The sequence below is a fragment of the Methanolobus halotolerans genome (genome assembly GCF_004745425.1).
In the GTDB taxonomy this organism is placed as follows: Archaea; Halobacteriota; Methanosarcinia; order Methanosarcinales; family Methanosarcinaceae; genus Methanolobus; species Methanolobus halotolerans.
Genome location: NZ_PGGK01000006.1, coordinates 48,180 through 68,115 on the forward strand (window position 1 = coordinate 48,180; position 19,936 = coordinate 68,115).

General features: G+C 42.4%; 19 protein-coding genes. 11 read left to right on the forward strand and 8 right to left on the reverse strand.

The genetic code is table 11. From position 1 onward, the window contains the following. Positions 1 to 22 precede the first annotated feature (22 nt). From cobZ to CUN85_RS07085, 4 genes are all read left to right on the forward strand, one after another. Positions 23 to 628: an alpha-ribazole phosphatase CobZ gene (gene cobZ, locus CUN85_RS07070; protein WP_135389715.1), complete on the forward strand. Its 606-nt coding sequence runs from the start codon at positions 23 to 25 to the stop codon at positions 626 to 628. Then, positions 625 to 1,452 (forward strand): adenosylcobinamide-GDP ribazoletransferase, encoded by an 828-nt coding sequence (gene cobS / locus CUN85_RS07075; RefSeq protein WP_135389627.1) that lies wholly within the window; start codon positions 625 to 627, stop codon positions 1,450 to 1,452. The genes cobZ and cobS overlap by 4 nt, the downstream gene beginning before the upstream one ends. Continuing rightward, a complete protein-coding gene (locus CUN85_RS07080) occupies positions 1,440 to 2,087 on the forward strand; it encodes an NTP transferase domain-containing protein (protein ID WP_135389628.1) in 648 nt (215 codons plus the stop codon). The genes cobS and CUN85_RS07080 overlap by 13 nt, the downstream gene beginning before the upstream one ends. Before the next feature lie 328 nt (positions 2,088 to 2,415). Next, a complete protein-coding gene (locus tag CUN85_RS07085; RefSeq protein ID WP_135389629.1) occupies positions 2,416 to 3,009 on the forward strand; it encodes a GNAT family N-acetyltransferase in 594 nt (197 codons plus the stop codon). Positions 3,010 to 3,276: 267 nt separating this feature from the next. On the opposite strand, the gene pncB is transcribed toward CUN85_RS07085, so the two are convergent. Then, entirely contained in the window at positions 3,277 to 4,488 is a 1,212-nt protein-coding gene (gene pncB / locus CUN85_RS07090; protein WP_135389630.1) for a nicotinate phosphoribosyltransferase, read from the reverse strand. A gap of 171 nt (positions 4,489 to 4,659) precedes the next feature. Continuing rightward, positions 4,660 to 5,478 carry a DUF1638 domain-containing protein gene (locus CUN85_RS07095; RefSeq protein ID WP_135389631.1) on the reverse strand — a complete coding sequence of 273 codons (819 nt, stop codon included), beginning with the start codon at positions 5,476 to 5,478 and terminating at the stop codon, positions 4,660 to 4,662. A 125-nt stretch (positions 5,479 to 5,603) separates the two neighbouring features. On the opposite strand from CUN85_RS07095, the gene CUN85_RS07100 reads away from it, so the two are divergent. Then, the gene (locus CUN85_RS07100; RefSeq protein WP_205804386.1) at positions 5,604 to 6,449 is read left to right on the forward strand and encodes a winged helix-turn-helix domain-containing protein; all 846 of its coding nucleotides are present in this window, start codon (positions 5,604 to 5,606) and stop codon (positions 6,447 to 6,449) included. On the opposite strand, the gene CUN85_RS07105 is transcribed toward CUN85_RS07100, so the two are convergent. From CUN85_RS07105 to CUN85_RS07115, 3 genes are all read right to left on the reverse strand, one after another. Further along, the gene (locus CUN85_RS07105) at positions 6,420 to 6,788 is read right to left on the reverse strand and encodes a hypothetical protein (protein WP_135389632.1); all 369 of its coding nucleotides are present in this window, start codon (positions 6,786 to 6,788) and stop codon (positions 6,420 to 6,422) included. The two genes, CUN85_RS07100 and CUN85_RS07105, sit on opposite strands and share 30 nt — an antisense overlap. Positions 6,789 to 6,908: 120 nt before the next feature. Next, complete coding sequence (locus CUN85_RS07110; RefSeq protein WP_135389633.1) at positions 6,909 to 7,772, reverse strand: hypothetical protein; 864 nt, start codon at positions 7,770 to 7,772, stop codon at positions 6,909 to 6,911. 186 nt (positions 7,773 to 7,958) lie between these two features. Further along, positions 7,959 to 10,442, reverse strand: a complete 2,484-nt coding sequence (locus CUN85_RS07115; protein WP_135389634.1) for a DUF3656 domain-containing U32 family peptidase — start codon at positions 10,440 to 10,442, stop codon at positions 7,959 to 7,961. A 620-nt stretch (positions 10,443 to 11,062) separates the two neighbouring features. Between CUN85_RS07115 and CUN85_RS07120 the strand changes: the two genes are divergently transcribed. The 4 genes from CUN85_RS07120 to mtaA all read left to right on the forward strand — a co-directional run bounded on the left by CUN85_RS07120 (position 11,063) and on the right by mtaA (position 14,372). Continuing rightward, entirely contained in the window at positions 11,063 to 11,380 is a 318-nt protein-coding gene (locus CUN85_RS07120; protein WP_135389635.1) for a cobalamin B12-binding domain-containing protein, read from the forward strand. A gap of 119 nt (positions 11,381 to 11,499) precedes the next feature. Further along, positions 11,500 to 12,573 (forward strand): DUF7544 domain-containing protein, encoded by a 1,074-nt coding sequence (locus CUN85_RS07125; RefSeq protein ID WP_135389636.1) that lies wholly within the window; start codon positions 11,500 to 11,502, stop codon positions 12,571 to 12,573. Between the two features lie 60 nt (positions 12,574 to 12,633). Further along, complete coding sequence (locus CUN85_RS07130; RefSeq protein WP_135389637.1) at positions 12,634 to 13,209, forward strand: Maf family nucleotide pyrophosphatase; 576 nt, start codon at positions 12,634 to 12,636, stop codon at positions 13,207 to 13,209. Positions 13,210 to 13,331: 122 nt separating this feature from the next. Then, positions 13,332 to 14,372, forward strand: a complete 1,041-nt coding sequence (gene mtaA, locus CUN85_RS07135) for a methylcobamide:CoM methyltransferase MtaA (RefSeq protein WP_135389638.1) — start codon at positions 13,332 to 13,334, stop codon at positions 14,370 to 14,372. 27 nt (positions 14,373 to 14,399) lie between these two features. Here the strand turns inward: mtaA and CUN85_RS07140 are convergent, their stop codons facing one another. Continuing rightward, positions 14,400 to 14,813, reverse strand: a complete 414-nt coding sequence (locus CUN85_RS07140; protein WP_135389639.1) for a potassium channel family protein — start codon at positions 14,811 to 14,813, stop codon at positions 14,400 to 14,402. Positions 14,814 to 14,990: 177 nt separating this feature from the next. Between CUN85_RS07140 and CUN85_RS07145 the strand changes: the two genes are divergently transcribed. Then, positions 14,991 to 15,401 carry a DUF5658 family protein gene (locus CUN85_RS07145; protein WP_135389640.1) on the forward strand — a complete coding sequence of 137 codons (411 nt, stop codon included), beginning with the start codon at positions 14,991 to 14,993 and terminating at the stop codon, positions 15,399 to 15,401. A gap of 213 nt (positions 15,402 to 15,614) precedes the next feature. After that, entirely contained in the window at positions 15,615 to 16,487 is an 873-nt protein-coding gene (gene hisG, locus CUN85_RS07150; RefSeq protein WP_135389641.1) for an ATP phosphoribosyltransferase, read from the forward strand. A 625-nt stretch (positions 16,488 to 17,112) separates the two neighbouring features. Here hisG and thrC read toward each other — a convergent pair. Both thrC and CUN85_RS07160 read right to left on the reverse strand, forming a co-directional pair. Then, a complete protein-coding gene (gene thrC, locus CUN85_RS07155) occupies positions 17,113 to 18,456 on the reverse strand; it encodes a threonine synthase (protein ID WP_135389642.1) in 1,344 nt (447 codons plus the stop codon). A 281-nt stretch (positions 18,457 to 18,737) separates the two neighbouring features. Then, the gene (locus CUN85_RS07160; protein ID WP_167848820.1) at positions 18,738 to 19,694 is read right to left on the reverse strand and encodes a hypothetical protein; all 957 of its coding nucleotides are present in this window, start codon (positions 19,692 to 19,694) and stop codon (positions 18,738 to 18,740) included. Positions 19,695 to 19,936 lie beyond the last annotated feature (242 nt).

A 19,936-nucleotide genomic window follows, 5' to 3' on the forward strand; every position in this document is an offset into this window, starting at 1 on the left:
CTTAACTATCAGAGTGATGGCAATGAAATTATCAGATATAGAATCTAAAGACCTGAAAAAGGACCAGTCAGAAGAGCTGGAAGGAGAAGTTACCCACAGTATCCTTGAAATACTTGAAGACGAAGGCATTACTGTAGATATGCTTGTTGACTCCGCGATGGCACTATATGCCCCGCATCCGGGTCTCGAGACAAAGGAACTTGCCGAAAGGCGGTTTCTGGAAGAACTGGATATTGCCCTTTCAGACCCTAATCTCTGTCTGCTCATCTACTCCGGAATACTCCTTGAAAGAGAAGGAAAAGCCGGCACTCTGCCGGATATAAGTAAAAGTTCATATGAAAAGGACCTGACTTTCATAATAGCAGATGAAGTACTGGGAATGAGCATTTCCAAGTATATCAGCGGCGACAAAGGAATGTTTGAATTTGTCAGGTTCGATAAACAGAAACCAGGTATTCTTGCGACCCTTGGGCCCTTTATGGATGATGTCATCGGAGGTCTTATAGGGGGCGTCTCTGCGAACATGTACACAAGAAGTATGGCCGAAGCCGCCGCTTCTTCCAAAAATAAAAATAAAGGTAAAAAGAAGGGATCCGGAAAAGATCAGGGTGGTGTGATCGCAGGATGAATAACTTTTTGCTGGCAGTACGTTCAAGCTTTGGTTTCCTCTCGACCATTCCGGTCGGAATCACCATGGAAGGGCTCGATGAGTTCTTCAAGAGGACCTATCTGCATATACTTGTAGGCATCGTGCTTGGTATGATAATGGGTGCAGTAGCCTTTGTTCTGGGCTCGTTCCTTTCTCCGCAGCTGAGTGCCGTATTCATTATTATATTTGTATACTATCTCACAGGATTGAACCATCTGGATGGCATTGCTGATCTGGGTGACGGGATGACGGCCCACGGTTCCCGTGAGAAGAAACTAAAGGCATTGAAGGACATGTCACTCGGCATCGGGGGAGTCGCATTCGCTGCGTTGACACTGCTAGCATTCTATGCAGCACTTGTGTCATTACAGGCAGAAGCCTTAATAGCAGGCGGCTCTGTCACAGATATGGCAGTTATAATCTTTATATCGATATTCGTTGCCGAGGTCAGTGCCATGCAGTCAATGCTGACAATTGCTGCATTCGGAAAATCCATACACGAGGGGCTGGGTTCCATTCTGGTGGACAATACAACCCTTCCCAAGTATTTCCTTGGTTTTGCCCTGGGAATTGTTTCCTGTACGCTTGCGTTCTGGACAATCGGCATCCCGCTGGCAGGAATGATTGCATTCCTGGCGGCCATTGCGGCAACGTTCATTCTGCTCAATGTCAGCAACCGGCATTTTGGTGGCGTGAACGGGGATGTCATCGGCTCATCCAATGAAATTGGAAGGATTATTGCACTGATCGCTATTTACCTTGTTATAAAGTATGATATCGGAGGTATTGTTTGGACGCTATAATCATGGCAGGGGGGTTTGGAAGCAGGCTTGGTATGGGTGAGAAACCCGTAGTTGAGCTTCTTGGTAAACCACTCATCTCATACGTAATCGATGCTCTTGGGAGTACGGAAAATATTGGAAAGATCTACGTTGCGGTCTCACCTGCAACACCAATCACAGCCAGTATTGTGCAAAATCGCTACAAAGACAGGGTCAAAATCATTGATACCATGGGCGGGAACTATGTGGCGGATATGGTTTATGCAGTAAAGTCCGCAAAAATATCAGAACCTGTGATGGTCCTTATGTCGGATATCCCCCTGCTGAGCGTGAAACTTATAGAACATATAATCAAGGAGTACCAAAATTGCGAAACACCTGCAATGTCTGTGTTCTCCCCCATTTATGTATGCAAGGGGCTCGGAATAAGACCTGATACAGTCTTTAACTGGAACGGAAAGCTCATTGTTCCCGCTGGGATCAACATACTGGATGGTAAGGACGTTGAACAGGAACAGGCATATGTAAGCCTGGTTATGGAAGATATAGAACTGGCCCTGAACATAAATACGGTCGACGACCTGCAAAAATGCAAGGAAATACTTTCAGAAAAAAAAGAGCAGATGCTGGCCGAAAAGAATGCATCACCAGGTTAAATTAAAGCTACTTATCCGGTTATAGAAATCCTGTATTGTAATTACCAATTCAAAGAAGCCATGTTGCAAGATGCGAGGGGAACAACTTTGCATCTTCGCGTCCTTGCTGCGTTCTTCCGGCTTCAGGTCCTTGCCATAATTCTTTTTAGTCTAGTTGAGTAATAGTCATTCAAATGCACTGACAAACACCATTCCAATTAATGTGTTTGCTTAGAATATTTTTTCAGAAGGAAATTGCCGCAAATCTTTTACATGCATGGGTCATATTAACATTGCATAAAAGTCTAAAAAATGGTTTTCATATAATTATGAGTTCTGTTGTATGGCCATGAAAATAATACCTGAGCACTTTATTGAGAAAATTGCACTGGTCCCAAAAAAGCCTATCAAAGCATTTGAACTATTAATAGGCATTCTTTTTATTAGGAACTGGGTGAGGATCGAAGATGATAGTATAATCAACTTCAATGATACAGTTGCTGATGCGGTGCTGAATATCTACAAAGACAATTTCACAGTAACTTATGAGGACAGATTTTTAAAATATGCTCAGTACTTCAATAATATAACCTACGTATATTCGGATGAAGAGGCTGTTAAAGGATATTGCTTTTTTTTCTCAAAGCCTTTATTCTCAGCGAGCAGAATGAAAAAGATGTGCACTGTTTATTCGTTGGTTGTTGATAAAAAATACAGAAGACAGGGTATCGGAAAAAGTTTATTGCAAAAAGGTATTCGTGAGATGGAATTGAATGATATTGACACAGTTACATTATATGTGGAAGTGAGCAACGAATCTGCAATAAGACTATACAGGAAAATAGGTTTTGAGATAATCGGCGAAGTAAGGGATATTTGTTCCCCGGGAGACAGGTGCTACGAGATGGCACTTGATCTTAGTAAGAATCGCCCCACAATATAAAAACTGGCTATTTTAGATTTCATTTTCATCTGATGAATTGACATCAAAATATTTGTTTAAGTTGTAAATTTCAAAGTAAAATGAAATTACAGAACGACTGGTTTATATGCATAAAACTTAATATGTTAAGTAAGTGTAGGTTGGTTTGAAGTATTGGGTGACGGACATCATCGGGCACCGGGAGAAAAGGTGCCCTTCACTATTTTACATTCTGCCCGTACTCCGGAACTAAGATAGTCCGAAAGATAATCTCAGATACTCAAATGTTCACTCATCAAGTCCTTTTATTCCGAAGATGTGGTTTGCCACCCTGATAGCATCCCTGTCACCGGTCGCCTTGCCTTCATCATCACTTAGTTTAACAACCGGGATGTTATTTACTGCATGCAGTTTAATGACCATGTTCAAGGGAGGACTTGAACTGAAGAAATGATGGTTATTTGTAAAACTCGTACCAATACCAAAACTGCAGTTGATCCGTCCCCCGCAATACTCCTTTATCCTTATAGCATCTCTTGAATGGAGTGAATCACTGAATACAACTATCTTTTGCATCGGATCGATACCCGCCTTTAAGTAATGTTCGATAACCTTGTCAGCAAAAATGAACGGATCCCCACTGTCATGTCTTACGCCATCATACAGTTTAGATAGCTTGAGATTGAAACTGTTAAAGAACGCTCCGGAACCGAATGTATCTGATAGAGCTATACCCAGGTCACCTTTGTAAATGTCCACCCAGTTCTCAAGAGAGAATAGATTAGCATTCCGCAATCCTACCAGCGCCGAATTGCCCATGATCCATTCATGACCAATCGTCCCGATGGCCCGAAGACCATATCTTTTTGCAAGGAATACATTGCTTGTTCCTGAAAATGTTTTTACTCCCGATAGTGTACCAATGACCGAATCATGAAGCTCAAAGCTTCGACGTCTTCTGGTCCCGAATTCTGAGAAGATACAGTTGTTAGATTCGAGTTCTCCGCCCATGTCCTGTATGAAGGAGGTATATTCATCGATCAGGGAGCCGCCAGTTGAAGCATCTGTATCTATGTGCCTGTTCTTCCATTCGGATTCAACGGTATCAAAGTACAGTTCCGAGATCAGTGCCATAAGCACGATCTCCCACAATATGCTACTATGCCACGGACCTTTGATGCGAAGATCAAGGTTATTATCTTCCGTAAGGTCTATGGTCACTTCAGAAGGGTCAAAACTGTAGTTTCGGAGATATTCGAGATACATTGGCTTGAAGAAAGGACAGGCTGCTCTCAACCATTGGTGTTCATCATCAGTAAGTTTGACCGCTGGCATATCCTCATCTATTGTGCGCTTAAGTTCCCTGACAAAACCTTTGTTAAAACGTTGTATGCCGCGGTTTGTAAAACGATATTCTGCAACCACGTCAGGAAAAAGTTCCAGAACAGCCATCTGCATAGTGAACTTATAAAGGTCGTTGTCAAGAATTGAACGAATCATCTGATCCTTCCTTTTGGATACATTTAAAGCTAAATTGCGCCTATATCCGTAGGTCCTTACTCTATTTACATTTTTCTTGGAATCATCCATTCATCTGAAAGCCAGGATCGGACATATGTCAGGCAGGTGCAGAATAAGCTAGCATTCATGAATATAGTTTCGGAGTCCCTGTCAGGCGAGGAGTTTCTTTTTGATCTCTATGTAGCAGTTTTCCACTATTTCAGTGTTGCCTTTTACTTCCACCGTTTCTGCGCTGAATCTTTTTGCCAGTTCTGATATCTTTGCCCCGAAATCCTTTTCGAATCTCAGACCGGTATCCAGTTTTACTATTCTTCCTATACTGAAAGAATACCGGTACTCAGATACCATATCTGAATCCAGGGGAAGGTCTTTCATATCCTTCCAGTTAGATGCCCAGAGAGGAGTGAAGTAAAGGGTTGCTGTGTCGTTCCATTTCTTAAGTTCCTGTTCATACCGCCGGTTTCCTCCAAGTGCTATACTTATACAGTCATCGACACGTTCACCCTCTCCGTCCTTCAGGACGTACAGGGGAACCGGGCTTTTCCCTGCAGAAATTCCTATGTCTTTCAGAGCGTTACCGCAAAGTCCATAGAAAAGAAGGATGCTGTCAGAGAATTCTGACATAATGTCAACCTGTATGCCAACCTCCGATCGAAGTGAGGTGCCATTAATATGAAGTCCGAGCGGCATTATCTTTATGACAACAACAATATCTTCAGTACATTCTTTTCCGATAAACGACATAAATTTCTTTTTAAAAGAGCCGAGGCCAGCAGAACAGATAAAGTCATCGATCCTGTCTATCGGAGTCACTGAAAAGGATATATCCTGCAGGCGGAGTTTTCTTGCAAGTCCCCGGGATTCCCGGTCCTCGATAAGCACAATCCGGGTATTCTCAGTGTATTTCGACAGCACATGAGTGATCTCATCTTCAAGTATCTTGCATCCTATAAGACTAAGTACTGGCATTCTGTTACTCCGTTACCTCTATTCAGGTCAGCTGTCAGATATGGACACAACTTACAATGTAGTACACATTAATATAGTTTAATGTCAGTTTTCTATACAAATTCCGCTGAAACAGAGGTTTAAATATGAAATACATATCTGCAGACCCGCATAGGAAAGATCAGGACCAGTTCCAGGAAAATGATCCTTACCTGGATGAACTTAATCAGATAAAAGCCGAACTTTCTTCCCTGAGCAGAACAGTATCAAGGGTACTTGAGTATTCCGGCCATCGGCAGATGGATATGATGTTTACAGAGATAAAGAATGACCTCTCCAGACCATTGATAAATTATATGATGCATGATACCAGGGATTCACTGAACAGCAATATGCCAGAGGACTGCGATCAAATTCACATATGCAGATCTGCATTCGAAAAGCTTTTTCAGGAAATGTCACTGCTTCTGCTGGATAAAGAGGTAGATGAGGAGAAACTTCAGGCATGTCAGGAGCACTTCAATGAGCTGCTGGAACTTGCTTCAACTGAGAACTGTGATTCCTGCACGGCCCATGCTTCAAAAATGTTCAGCAAACAAATGGAGTTGCTTCAGATTGTAAACAGTTCCGTGAACTGCAGACCGGACCATGAAAAGGTCACAAGTATCGTCGACCTTCCCGAAGAAGTGGTGAGCAGCATATGCGAACCTCTTGCAAACAAGCAGCGTCTATTGCTATTAAAGACACTGAGTACCGAAACCAGGAGCTTCTCCGAACTTTCCAGGATCACCGGACTTCGTGGAGGCAACCTGCTATTCCATCTCCAGAAACTGCTGGATACGCATATGATCCTTCAGAGGACAGAACGTGGTGATTACCTGCTAACAAATAAGGGTTATAAGATATTGCAGGGTATCGCAGATCTGTATAGCATGACAGAAGAAACGCTTCCCGGAAAGGTATCACTTGAAAGTGATCAGGTCATCAGTTGAACATTCTTTCCCTGCAACATATATCCCCATAATCTCTTCGGCGGTTTTCGTACCAAGTCTCTTTTTAATGAGGTCAAGGAAAACCTGCATATAATGAGGTTGCACACAGCCCAGACTTTCTTCCCCACTTCTGATTAATGACAGCAGGTAAAGAAGTTCGTCTTCCTCCAGAGAAGATACCCTCTTTTCAAAATCCTCAGCATTCTTTGCAAAGTGGTTTGACAAAGGCGGGAGTATGGATCTGTATGGTGCTCTGGATCCTGAGCATTCAAGGCCTGAACATTCAGGTGCAAGTTTTTTTAAGACTTCGATATCTTTTACGGATAATTCACGTGCCAAATTATCACCGTTCATTACTAATTGCTAATAACTGATATCAAAACAGATTGACTTCAAACCACATGTACTTATCCGGTGAAAAACAGTTCGCATGAAATAAAAGGATCATCATCCATGAACCTACAGCACAGGTTTAGCCCGAACCTGCTGCAGATCGATGTTATACTCAAGTATCTTTGAGCATACGGACATCTTTTTAAGTTCCGAGAGTACCGTTTCAAGTCTTAAGGCCGCTTCCAGAAGTTCATCCTCAAGGCCTTTGATATAGTCGGACTGTTGTTCAACCCTTGCATCAAGTTTTTTGATCTCGAGATTCTGCCTGTGGATAGTAACATGCTTGCCGACCTCATTTTCGGTTTTTTGCTCAAGTTCCTGTAATTCGCTTCTGCGTGACTCAAGCCCTTTTTGCCGGGCATTCAGAATCTCGTCCTGGTGTTCCACATATTTACGTTTGCGCTCGATCTTCTCGTTCTCGACCTCGATGTCCATTTCCTGTGATACGATGTCCGCTTTCTGGGCTATGATCTCACCTATCTTTTTGTCAAGCCTTTGTTTAGTCTGAAGAAGGCGTTTTTCTCTTTTACGGGTACTAAGTTCTTCTTCGTACTGGGATCTCATGATCCTGTAATTATCACACTTGCGTTTTTCAAGGGATTCGAGATCCAGATGATATCGGTTGATCCGGGGGAGAAGGTCCTTTTCCTTTTTATAGAGCCCCTCCCTTTTTTTCTCATACTCCTTTTTAGCCAGCTTGAGTTCATCATTCTTGATAACAAGTTCTTCATACTCTATAGAGATTAGTTTCTTTGCCTCGCGAATCCTTTCATATTCATCGATCAGCAGGGATTCCTCATTCTTAATCTCCTCTTTCCCAATTGCAATTTCTGCCCGTTTCTTTTCTATCTCATCAAGCTGACGGAAATAGGTATTTTTAATATCCTCCAGGGCCTGGAGTTGATTTTGATAATAGAGTTGTTCACTCATAGTAACATCGCCACGCTTTTGATATTCCCATATGAAATCCTGAACCTGCAGACTATAAGCCGGTATCGACTAAACATATCTGTCCGGTAGATCATCCTTCTTTAGAATCAATATTTTTATGTATATGTATAAGAGGTTCATGTTCATGAAATGAGAATCCTATGTACTTAGTTCATACACAGGAATTCATAGGACGCCCTCAAAATAATGACCTTGCGTGAGGAATTCATTATCCTTCATAATTGTTTTTGGCCTCTTATCATCGATAGCACTTTTATATGCTCTGATGATGTCCCTAATATTATTTTTATTGTTCAGGGTAAGGTCGAGTCGCAGTATATCAACACCACTTTCTTTTAGAAGTCCTACATGATCAAGCATGTTTAACATCTTCGAATGATAAATGAGTGTGCGCGTACCCAGACTTCTGACAGGAAAAATATGTCCCTTGCGATCGATCAAATTGATGTTGCTATTTCTTTCCAGCAGCCCTCTGTCAGCAAGGGGTCTCAGAAGATCGTTCTCGGTGATAAGCAACAATTCACGGCCATGCACAAGAAGCTCAAGTTGACAGTTATCGGAACTGCGGACCAGCGCAGCGGAGACATCTTTTATTTCATCCAGATTCAATTCACTTGAGAGCGTCACGCATGATGCACCAGTTCCATAGTAAAACTTTGCAGTAAGGGCATTGAAAATGTTAAGTTCCCTCTGGACTGCAAAATCCAAGCCCATAACCGAGGCAATCCTGATAGTACCCAGGTTGGAACATGCAAGCTTGAATCCTGCTTTGTGAACATCTGCCATTAGATGTTCAATAGTTATAAGTTCATAATCGAATGTCACCTGAGGAGTTAGAAATATAATTTCTGTTCCTTTTTCTTTCAGCTCAAGCATTCTCTCCCTGTTACCAGGCTTCATCAGTTGTTCAAAATACTCAATGGACAAGTAAATGATATCAGCGCCGGCTTTTGCTGCAATGAGAAGTGATTCCCGGTCGCTGACCTCAACACTTAAGAGCATCTTATTTTCGGGAGGAACTGCTACCGCATGAATGCCTGTGATCTGCCTTTGCAATTCAGGGTCTTTCAGGTCCCTTTTATACAATTCCAGTATCTTTTCTTCAAGCAAAGCCACAGCCTCACGCCTGGCACTTGTGATGACCCCAACAGGGATGAATATATTTTCGTCCGCCTCGATCCGGACACTATCTGCATAATAAGAAGTGTCTCCCAGTTTTGTGACGGCCTCTGATATTTTTTCGGTTGTGGTGGGAGAACTTTTTGCATCCAGGACTACATATTCGTCAGTGAAGCTTGCATTAGCCCTGTTTTCATTTACCTCTATTCTTAGTGGCTCCCCTTTCCGGGCCATAACCACAATATCCACAGGTAGCTTTTTTAAATCCTTTTTCCGGAGGGAGTCGATCAGCAGGTTATCCGTCGAGAGGAAAACCTCATCCTGTGGGTGAACAGCTTTTCCGGTCTTGGGACTTATCTTAAGCACTACATCATCACCTTTTGATGCCCTTTCTACCTTCTTTCCATTAAAAAGGATTACATCAACCTTGCTGCCCAGCATTCTCATCCGGGTAAGGATCGAGATTCCGTCTTTGTTATTGATATCCTGCTGTAATTTAAGTCGCAAATCTGCATGATGTTTCGAGCGTGATATTTCTTTGACCCTGCCAAGGAATAGTCCGTAGCTTGAACTGTATTTCTGATGTGTGACATCACTTTCACCTGAAACGAAACCCTTTGTGAATCCCCTGTAAAAGAGTTTTGCCAGTTCGGTTTCGCATTCACTGATCTCCTCAGCGCTGAGATTCCTACCCGCACTGCATATCTCATGTGCAGCCTTTTTGTAGATCGCGGTACTTGCTGTCACGTATTCAGGTCTTTTCATCCTTCCTTCTATTTTCAGGCTTTTTACACCTGTTTTAACGATACTGTCAAGTTCTGGAAGGGTACACAGTTCAGCACAACTTATGGGATATTCACCGATAAGGTTTCTGTTGACTTCCTTTTCATCAACCATTACCCTGTAAGGTCTGCGGCAGGGCTGGGTACATGCTCCCCTGTTCGCACTGCGGTTGCTAAGAAAACTGCTGAAGAGGCATCTGCCTGAATATGAGTAGCACAGAGCACCATGAACAAAAAGCTCAATTTCAATGTTGCTTTTTTCCACGATATCTTTTACCTGCTCCGAGCGGAGCTCCCTGGAAAGTATGACCCTCGAAGCTCCTGCCTCTTCAATAAGATCAACACCACGCCTATTGTGAATCGTCATCTGTGTACTTGCATGCAGCGGGAGTTCAGGATATAAACTGCTCAGCAGCTTCATCAGGCCGATATCTTCCAGTATCAGGGCATCGACCCCATAAGAAAAAGCCCTGTCAATTATGTCAAGTACATCCTGCAATTCTCTCTGCTTTACAGGAATGTTCAGAGCCAGGAAGACCCGGACATCCCGCGAGTGGGCAAGGTCGATAGCCATTTCAAGTTCGTCAAGATCAAAATTCTTAGCTCCCTGTCTTGCATTGAAATCCGCGACTCCAAGATAGACAGCATCTGCCCCCCCCTTGATTGCACCTTCTAAGGCTTCCATATCACCTGCTGGCGCAAGTATTTCCGGTGGATGGCAGATGTCATGATTATTTTCACTATGCATTTTCTGACTCTCAAAAGATGCTATTTTAATTTTGCTGTAATCGCAATAGATACCTGGGTATATGTTTTAAAACCATTGCTCAGTTTCCTGACGCACCCAAATATCCCACTTCTGCTGCTACTGAGAGATCGATCTTCCATGCGGCAGCCATAAATAGTTCAGCATTCACACTAACAAATAACACAAAACTAATCAGTTAAAAGGGGTAATTTATATAAATATCACAAAAAATAAGTTCCAGCTACTATGCTTTCTGTTCTTTTCACTGTCATATCTGACCCTTATCAATCTATACTTCATGTCCACAGGTTCTGATACGGTAGTATTTGTACCGGGAACACTACTATTCGGCCTGGCTGGATACTTGCTGGGAGGATATCTGTATACCCACTATTCCAGTCCCTGAAAGTAGCACTTTCGGTCCGGTGAGTATAACAAACATTCCTAACGTTCGTTGCCCTCAAAGCAGTAAATGTTACTCAAGTAGTTTAAATTATATACTATAAACCGTAATAGATTCGATAAAATAGTAGACAAATCCGTATTATATTCAACATCGGAAATGTTTATATATGTCTGTATAAATATAACATTTGATATATAATAACAGGGGTTAGTAAATGACAAAACCAAAATTAACCGGTCAGGACATCATTGCGATGGCCAGACATTCCATCATAAACCTTGACAATAAAGAGGCTGAATATGCTGCACAAGAGGCCCTCGATGCAGGTTTGGATCCTGTTGACTTTATTGAGAAAGGTTTCGTCGAGGGAATGAGAGAGATTGGGGACCGTTTTGAAGAAGGGAAAGCCTCTCTTGTACAGATATTTGCCGCTTCCAAAATAATGGATGCAGGTATGAATGTCCTCAAACCTAAACTTAGTAAAAGGGATAAGGGATTCTGCTTCTTTGGCAACATAGCCGTAAATGGCTGAGCACACCTGCATCCCGGTTATAATAAATAATAATGTACTGGAATTCTTTCATACTATTCCCAGAAAAAAATTCTTTTCAAAACACTAATTATTTATTCGAACACTTACACATTCTATGCATGAGTTGGTATGTTGTAGATGCAGTGGATAAGGCTTTTGAGCGGACTAAGAAATGTCTGCTGGAGCCTTTTGACTTCTGGAAATGGGTGAAACTCACTATCATCGTCTTACTTATAGGCGGAGGGGCGAGCTTTAACGGAGGGGGTGGAAACTACTCCTTCGATGGATCTGATGTGCCTTCTTCACAGGATATTCCGGCAGGCATTAGTGATATTTTTCAGATGATCTCCAATAATATCGCAGCTAACGCATCAGGATACATAATAGGAGCTGTACTACTCGTAATTATTCTTGCACTTGTTCTGGCATACATTTCCAGCGTGATGGAGTTCGTCCTGGTAGAATCTCTTGTGAGCAACAGTGTAAAGTTCTGGGAATATTCCCGCAGTTTTCTTGGCAAGGGATTCGGTCTGTTCCTGTTCCGTTTGCTGTTAGGTTTTATCTACCTTGTCCTCATAGCTATTGTGACCCTGCCTTTTATCTACTACCTGATGAGTCAGACAGATGCAGGCCCCGGGAATTCACTGGCTGCCAGCATAGCTTACCTGATATTCCTTCTTATTTTCATCATTTTTGTACTTGTGATTGTCGGCGGCATCATCGGCTCCTTTTTAAACCTTTCCATACCTGTAAGCCTTTATAGCGGATCAAGCATATTCAGTGCATTTTCCATGGTCCTTAAAAAGTTCGGACAGGACTGGCAACAGATAATTATTTACTGGATCGGGCGGATCGTGCTGAATATTGCAGTAGCCATTATTGTAGGCATTGTGGTCCTGATCATTGCTGCCATTGCCTTGATGCTGTTCCTGGTCATTGACGGAGTATTATATTTAGTACTTTCAGCCCTTTTACTAGGGTCTGACCTGTTGATCTGGATAATACTTGCACCTGTGATATTTATCCAGATAATTGTCTTCATACTGGCTATTGCATTTGTCAGTATGCCTGCAAGTATTTTCCTCAAATATCATATGCTTACATTCCTGCAGATGTGGTATTCCAGATTTGAGATACCAATGTTCGATCAGCTACAGGATTCTGATACAGGGGATACGGAATCCTATTTATGATATTCTTGAACAGTTGTAAGTAGTACATATATAGAGTCAGTTCCTACTGTAAAAACAGAAATGGAGAGAATAATCCTTGCCTCGGCTTCCCCCAGAAGAAAAGAGTTACTGAAAATGCTGACCGGTGATCGCTTCCAGGTGTTCACAAGTTCATATGATGAGGGAACAGCACAGAAATCGGACCCTGCAGAACTTGTCACACGTAATTCGCTCGGCAAGGCCAGGGAAGTAGCCAGGCACTTTAACGATGGCGTCATCATCTCAGCGGACACGGTTGTTCTCTGCAGGGAGGAGATACTGGGAAAACCTGATAATGCAGCAATGGCAAAGGGAATGTTACGCAAGGTAAGCGGACAGCAAGTACAGGCCATAACAGGCATCACAGTGCTGGATGTTTCCCGTAACAGAGAGATCACCCGACATGAGATCACCAATCTGTGGATAAAACAGTTGTCAGAGGAAGATGTAGAATCCTATGTCAACTCTGGTGAACCTTTTGGAAAAGCAGGTGCTTTCGCGGTCCAGGGGAAAGGCGCCCTGTTTGTCGAGAGGATAGAAGGTGACTTTTTCAATGCAGTCGGATTGCCATTATTCAGGCTGGGAAGAATGCTAAAAGAAATGGGTATACAATTATAGGACCTGATCAGCTGCTTGTTCGCAATCTTAAAATACACCCCGGAAATTGTTCACTAAGAATAAGTGTATAGGGTCTGCATTCTGCTTGTGGACCTTACATTACCGAATCGGGAGGACGAAGTTTGAAAGATCTGACACAAAAAGAGCGTTTTGTGCGTTCCATAGAAGGAAAAAAAGTAGATAAAGTACCAGTATGTTCTGTCACCCAGACAGGTACAGTTGAACTCATGGAAGCCTGCGGGACATTCTGGCCACAAGCTAACAATGATGCGGAGAAGATGGCAACCCTTGCGATCGCCGGCCATGATATCGTAGGTCTTGAGTCCGTACGTTATCCCTTTTCCACAACAGTTATCGCAGAGGCCCTTGGTTGTACAATAGCTGAAGGTTCACTTGATGTCCAGCCATATGAACTTGACTTCCCCTGCAAGAAAAAAGAAGACGTCAGAGAGCTGAAACTTCCTGAAGATCTGCTGGAAAGCAGTGGAATAAGGACAGTAATCGAATCTACGGAAATCATTAGAAAAAGAGTTGGTGATGATGTACCAATCGTTGCCGGTATGATTGGTCCCGCAGCAGTCGCATTCTATGTGGCAGGTGCAAAGAACTACCTTCGCTGGTGCATAACAGAACCTGAGATATTCCAGGAACTGCTGACCATGGGTGAAGCAGTGTGCACTGAATATGCCAATACACTTTTTGAACACGGGGCAGATGCTGTTATTACTATTGATTCTGAAGCAGGTCCGGATCTCCTCCCTCCTCCTCTCTTCGAGTCGATGATACTTCCGTTGTATCGTTCATTGACAGACAGTATGAAGGGACTGAAGCTGCTGCATATATGCGGGGATGCCACTGCCATACTTGACCAGATGGCTGGCTCCGGATTCCAGGGACTCAGCCTTGAAGAGAAAGTAGATACCAGGTATGCCAGGGAGATCATGGCCGACAGAGCATGCCTGATAGGTAATGTATCACCTGCATTTACACTACTTACAAAATCCCACGAAAGTATTAAAAAGGAAGCAAAGCAATGCATAGAGGACGGAGTCGGTATTTTGGCGCCAGGCTGCGGTATTGCACCAAGAACACCGACTGACAACATTCAGGCATTTGTGGCTGCCAGAGATGAGTATTACATGGAGAAAGGATTGCTGAAATAACCGGACAGAGCAGTCTGGTCAATCTTTTCATTTATCGTTATACTGTGCATCCTCTTTTACATCTTCTGAAATCCTGCTCAACTCTCTCTCAATCTTTTTATGCCTGCCGGATATTCTTTCTTTTTGTTGTTTCCTGAAATATTCCCCGGTGGCATTCACAAAACCAAGCAGTATGCCAAGCCCCAGGAACACATATATCACAGTGAAAATCTTTCCAATATCAGTTGTCGGTGCAAAGTCCCCAAAACCGATGGTTGTAAGGACTATCACAGAAAAATACAAGGAATCAAGCCATCTCCATCCTTCTATATTATGATAAACGACAGTCCCTAAAACAAGGGTTATAATTACAAGTGTAAGCAGACTCCTGAACTCAGGTTCTTTAAGCATCTTAATGAGTGATCTCAAAAAAACAATAAATGCCAGAATCAACGGAATCATGATTTTAATTCCCCATTACATAATTACTGTCCTCGCATGCAAATTCTAATCCCTATGCAATTTCAATCTTTATAATCAAATAATTTGCGGAAGCTTAAATCTTCATTTCTGAACTTTGTTCCTTTAAATCTTAATTAGTTAACCTTCTTATATTTAATACGGGTAGGGGGATTAAGCTTGGGATCAATTCCAGGACCAGATAGGGACCTCTATAGTTTAGGGGCATCACAGAAAGATAGTGATCTTAAAGAATTCATTCATGATGTAAGGTACATTTTTGTATTCTATGTTATGGGGGATATATTGACAACTGTATTTGCTCTTGAAAATGGGCTGGGATATGAAGCGAATTTCCTGATTGCAGAACTCCTTGAATACTGCGGATACTATAGCATTGTGATGCTGAAGCTGTTCTTTCTTTGTTTTTGTTTTGTTGACTACCTGTATCTTAAAAAACGGGGTCACCGTTCCATGTGGAATGGAACAAGGCACATGATATCTCTTTTAGGGATACTGGTTGTTATAAATAACCTGCTAGTTATCAGTGGAGCATGGAACCATTTATATAGTTTTTTCTATGGGACTTGAACTGCCACCCATTAAAACGGGCGGCTTCATACAGTTTTTCTGGTGTGTATTGTTGCTCGCCTTCCGGAGCTCTTATATTTGGCTTTTAAGGCACTTGATTTAGCCGGATTATCACTGTTATATAGTGTCACTATCGAATTCCCAGAAACGCTTATAAAATACAACCATGTTTCTTATGGTACGTTCATCAAAACAATAGACCGAGATGTTAATATGATAAACATAGCTCTTCCTAAAGGCAGTTTAGAGGAACAGACATTCCTTTTGTTCAAGCAGGCGGACCTGGAGATAAAAAAGACGGACAGGGACTACAATCCCAGGATCAGCGACCCGAGGATAGGTAAAATCAAGATACTGCGGCCACAGGAGATTCCGGGTTATGTTTCCGATGGCTACTTCGATCTTGGCATCTCAGGACTGGACTGGGTCAGTGAATCTGATGCCGACATAGTGGAAGTGGCCGACCTCCCTTACAGCAAACAGGGTGCAGGCAACGTGAAAATAGTTATAGCTGTGCCCAAGGATGCTCCCATTGAAAATGCAAGGGATGTCAAACCCAACAGCAGGGTGGCTACGGAATATCCAAAAATGACCAGGAAGTTCTTCGAAGAGCGTGGTATCCCGGTAGAGATCCACTTCTCTTACGGCGCTACAGAAGCTAAGGTACCTGACCTCATGGACGTGGTCGTGGATCTCACCGAAACAGGTTCGACTCTCCGCAAGAACGGCCTTAAGATCGTGGATATCATCATGGAATCATCCTCCAAGCTTATCGCGAACATGAAGAGCTGGGAAGACCCGGTCAAAAGACAGGAGATAGAAGAGATCAAAACACTCCTGCTCTCGGTCATAGAAGCAAGAGGAAAAGTGCTCATCGACATGAACGTCCCAGCCGACAAACTGGATGAGGTTATCGAGTCCCTGCCCTCCATGAAAAGGCCGACCGTGTCGCAGCTGTATAAGTCAGATTATTATGCAGTCGAAACAGTCGTCAACAAAAACGAGGTCAACCTCCTTATACCAAAACTCAAGGCTCTCGGGGCCGAGGACATTCTTGAGATGGACATCTCAAAAATAGTTTATTAGCCCGACCAGTCAGAGCGGTCAACTGATTTTGATGGTCTCTGAGATTATCACATATTCCGGCGCAATGAATCTACTTTTAAGCAGAAAATATAAAGAAAAGTACAGATAAAGTGCTTTCCATATTTTTTGACAATAACCCGGTACATCCCGACATTGCCGGAATGTAACTCCACCATCGCTCATACTCCACTAATAATGACTGCTGAAAGCCGGAACGTTAGCAAGCCGGTTATCTTGAGGGAATGAGGCAATATTTGGCATGATAACGTTCCTTTATAGCAATCGTTTTTTGTGCTTCAGCGTTTTCCCGATCAATCCATACCGTACCACCGAATGGTCTGCAGTCACCTAGAATTTAGGGATCATATGACTGCAAATCCTACTACTAATTTCAACTATATAAATATATCTACACTATAATATATGTTGAGCATCATTATGATGATATAAGCATGTTTAACCACATAACCACTATTTACAATATTATTTACAAATAGTTACACCCGGGTTTGCAAGTCATTATTTAAGGTACCGGCTGTGAATCCTTCTAATAATGTTAAAAAAGGAAGACACATAAATAGCTAATACCCGAGAAATCAATCACAGTTTGAAAAAAGTTAACTATTTATTTAAAATTATTCAGTATGTATTCCCTGAACTGAATGTAGTCAGTATTCAGAGACTGCATATACTCTTCCCCGGCCTCGGTCCTTTTAAGGCTTTCGGGAAGTTCTGGCTCGATGCCTATTACCAACCTTACCTCCCCGGGGAATTTTGCGGGATGGGCGGTCTCCAAGGTCACAGCAAGTGTGTTATCCATGCTAAGTTCCCTGTAGTCTCTCAGGCCCTTTATGCCTACAGCTCCATGTGGTTCGATAAGTATACCGTACTCGTCAAAGAATTCTTTCATAACTGTCTTTGTCTGCTGGTCGGTGACCGAGATAGAGAATATGTCTTGCCTAAGCTTCCCCATGTCAGGCATCTGATTGATATTGCCTTTTTCATCCATCTCACCACCGTATATTGCGATCAGTCTTGAAAGGTTGCTTGGATGACCTACATTCATGGCATTAGAGAGACAATTCTTTGAGGGAGCGAGCTTTGCATACTTTCCGCTGTCAATAAAGCACGGAAACTCGTCATTCTCGTTAACCGATGCAAGTATCCTCTTAATAGGAACGCCCATGTTCTTTGCCAGTACACAACCCATCATGTTTCCGAAATTACCGGATGGGATGGAGACGATCATTTCTTCGGGGTAGTCTCTCAATTTGACATAAGCGTAAAAATAATAGATAGACTGAGGCACCAGACGGCCAATGTTTATAGAATTTGCTGACGAGAGATTCAGGTGTTTAAGTTCTTCATCTGCAAATGCCTGCTTAACCATGGCCTGGCAGTCATCAAACTTACCACCAATTGACAGAGCGGTGATATTCTTGCCCAGGGTCGTCATCTGCTTGCGCTGACGTTCGGACACCTCGCCCTGCGGGAACAATACGATGACCCTGATATTGTCAAGACCGTAGAATGCATGAGCTACCGCACTTCCGGTATCTCCTGAGGTCGCTGTGAGAATGGTAAGCTGCCTGTTCTCTTTCTTGAGGTAGTACTGCATGAGCCTTGCCATCATACGGGCGGCAAAATCCTTGAAAGAGGCAGTCGGACCTCTGTCAAGCCTCATAATATAAGTAATATCATCCACTTTTTCCAGCGGGACTTCATAGTCATAGGCATCATAGGTGATCTCTTTCAGGGACTCTTCATCGATCTCACCTGCAAGGATCTTTTTCAGTACCTGAAAAGCAATTTCAGGATATGGTTTATCCTTCATTGAAGTAAGCTCTTCTTCTGAAAAATATGGCAGTGCCTTTGGCATATAAAGACCTCTGTCCGGGGCAAGTCCTTCAATGAGCGCGGTTTCAAAACTTACTTCTTCCGCCTGGAGATTGGTGCTGTAGAGTTTCATGTTGATCAAATACTGATTTTGTGTCTCTGGTCGAAAACGAAAAGACCATACGCTGGCAACTTTCCTATAAACGTTTCTTGAATATCATTTCTAGTACATAGCATAATTCATTTATGAGCTTTTCTATGAAGATGTTTTTTATGCTCCTTCAAAGCAGTCAGTTGCAGTAAATCTAATTAAAAATAACTGTAAGTAAAAATAAGCAAGAAACAAAAAATATCAAAAAAGAATTGAAAACAGGCTATTGCCTGATGATCAAGATTCAGATGTCAGGAAGACATCTACTGCGTTGAATTCTGTCCTGTTATAGTGAAGATATAAATATCAGCATTTAAATTGCGCCTGTCCTCCCACACGACAGTATCATTATAGATCGCAGGATAGACCTGTCTTTCTTCATTTGTGGTTATCTGTAATTCCTCCCCTGTAGGTATATCATACATGTAGATATCAGAGTTGCCAAGGATATCCCAGTTGGAATTACGCTCATCCGTCCATACTATCCTGTCACCATGTATTTTTGGAACAACCTGCCAGGATTCATTGGTAGTAACCATTAATTCCTCTTCTGAAGAGACATTGTACATAAATATGTTCTGATCATAGTTTCGGTCATCCATCCATACGACCCTGTCCTCATAGACATCAGGGTACAGGGCAATTGATTCGTTGGCCGTGATCTGTGTTTCTTCTCTCGAAGAGAGGTCATATACGAATATGTCCCAGCCACCGTTACGATCATCCATCCATGTTACCAGATCACCATATACTGCAGGATACAATTGGTCTGATTCGTTATCAGTAATCTGCAATTCCTCGCCTGATGAAATGTTATACATATAGATATCCCAGTTACCATTGCGCAGGTCTTCCCAGACGATCCGGTCTTCATGAATAGCAGGGACTCGCTGGTCGGCTTCATTCGTGATCAGTGCAGACTCTTCTTCAGAAGTGAGATTATAAATATAGATATCCCAATTACCATTGCGCCAATCTTCCCAGACTATAATATCCCCGTAGATATCAGGAACCCTCTCCTCTGACTCATTTGATGTTATTTGTAACTCTTCTCCTGAAGTCATATTATAAAGGAAAATATCCGAACTTTCATAGCGAACATCGGTCCAAACTATAATGTCATCATAAATAGCCGGAAAATACTGATCGGACCTATTAGATGTGATCTGAATCTCTGTTCCGTCGATTGTCTGTGCTATCGAGGCATCTATTGATGCCATCAATAAAATACTCAAAAAACAAAGGATAACGCTTTTTTTAGATATCATATATACTAATTTCCCACATTCTCTAAGCCCCGGTAAAGGACCCGGTTCTTTATTTAGTCTATGGATTTTAGTAGTTATGGAAGCAATATTACTGAACAAAGGTAACCAAAAGAACTTTTCAAACAAGTCTGATAATAAAAATAAATTGAATAAATCAAATGGATCAAAATGCTATCCACATTTTCCAAACTATA

Bases quoted from the DNA above. Each gene is read 5' to 3' on its own strand.
- hisG (WP_135389641.1), top strand. From the start codon at position 15,615: ATGATAAACATAGCTCTTCCTAAAGGCAGTTTAGAGGAACAGACATTC.
- cobZ (WP_135389715.1), top strand. From the start codon at position 23: ATGAAATTATCAGATATAGAATCTAAAGACCTGAAAAAGGACCAGTCA.
- CUN85_RS07130 (WP_135389637.1), top strand. From the start codon at position 12,634: ATGGAGAGAATAATCCTTGCCTCGGCTTCCCCCAGAAGAAAAGAGTTA.
- cobS (WP_135389627.1), top strand. From the start codon at position 625: ATGAATAACTTTTTGCTGGCAGTACGTTCAAGCTTTGGTTTCCTCTCG.
- CUN85_RS07100 (WP_205804386.1), top strand. From the start codon at position 5,604: ATGAAATACATATCTGCAGACCCGCATAGGAAAGATCAGGACCAGTTC.
- CUN85_RS07125 (WP_135389636.1), top strand. From the start codon at position 11,500: ATGAGTTGGTATGTTGTAGATGCAGTGGATAAGGCTTTTGAGCGGACT.
- CUN85_RS07095 (WP_135389631.1), bottom strand. From the start codon at position 5,478: ATGCCAGTACTTAGTCTTATAGGATGCAAGATACTTGAAGATGAGATC.
- CUN85_RS07120 (WP_135389635.1), top strand. From the start codon at position 11,063: ATGACAAAACCAAAATTAACCGGTCAGGACATCATTGCGATGGCCAGA.
- thrC (WP_135389642.1), bottom strand. From the start codon at position 18,456: ATGAAACTCTACAGCACCAATCTCCAGGCGGAAGAAGTAAGTTTTGAA.
- CUN85_RS07085 (WP_135389629.1), top strand. From the start codon at position 2,416: ATGAAAATAATACCTGAGCACTTTATTGAGAAAATTGCACTGGTCCCA.
- CUN85_RS07140 (WP_135389639.1), bottom strand. From the start codon at position 14,813: ATGATTCCGTTGATTCTGGCATTTATTGTTTTTTTGAGATCACTCATT.
- CUN85_RS07115 (WP_135389634.1), bottom strand. From the start codon at position 10,442: ATGCATAGTGAAAATAATCATGACATCTGCCATCCACCGGAAATACTT.
- CUN85_RS07160 (WP_167848820.1), bottom strand. From the start codon at position 19,694: ATGGCATCAATAGATGCCTCGATAGCACAGACAATCGACGGAACAGAG.
- pncB (WP_135389630.1), bottom strand. From the start codon at position 4,488: ATGATTCGTTCAATTCTTGACAACGACCTTTATAAGTTCACTATGCAG.
- CUN85_RS07110 (WP_135389633.1), bottom strand. From the start codon at position 7,772: ATGAGTGAACAACTCTATTATCAAAATCAACTCCAGGCCCTGGAGGAT.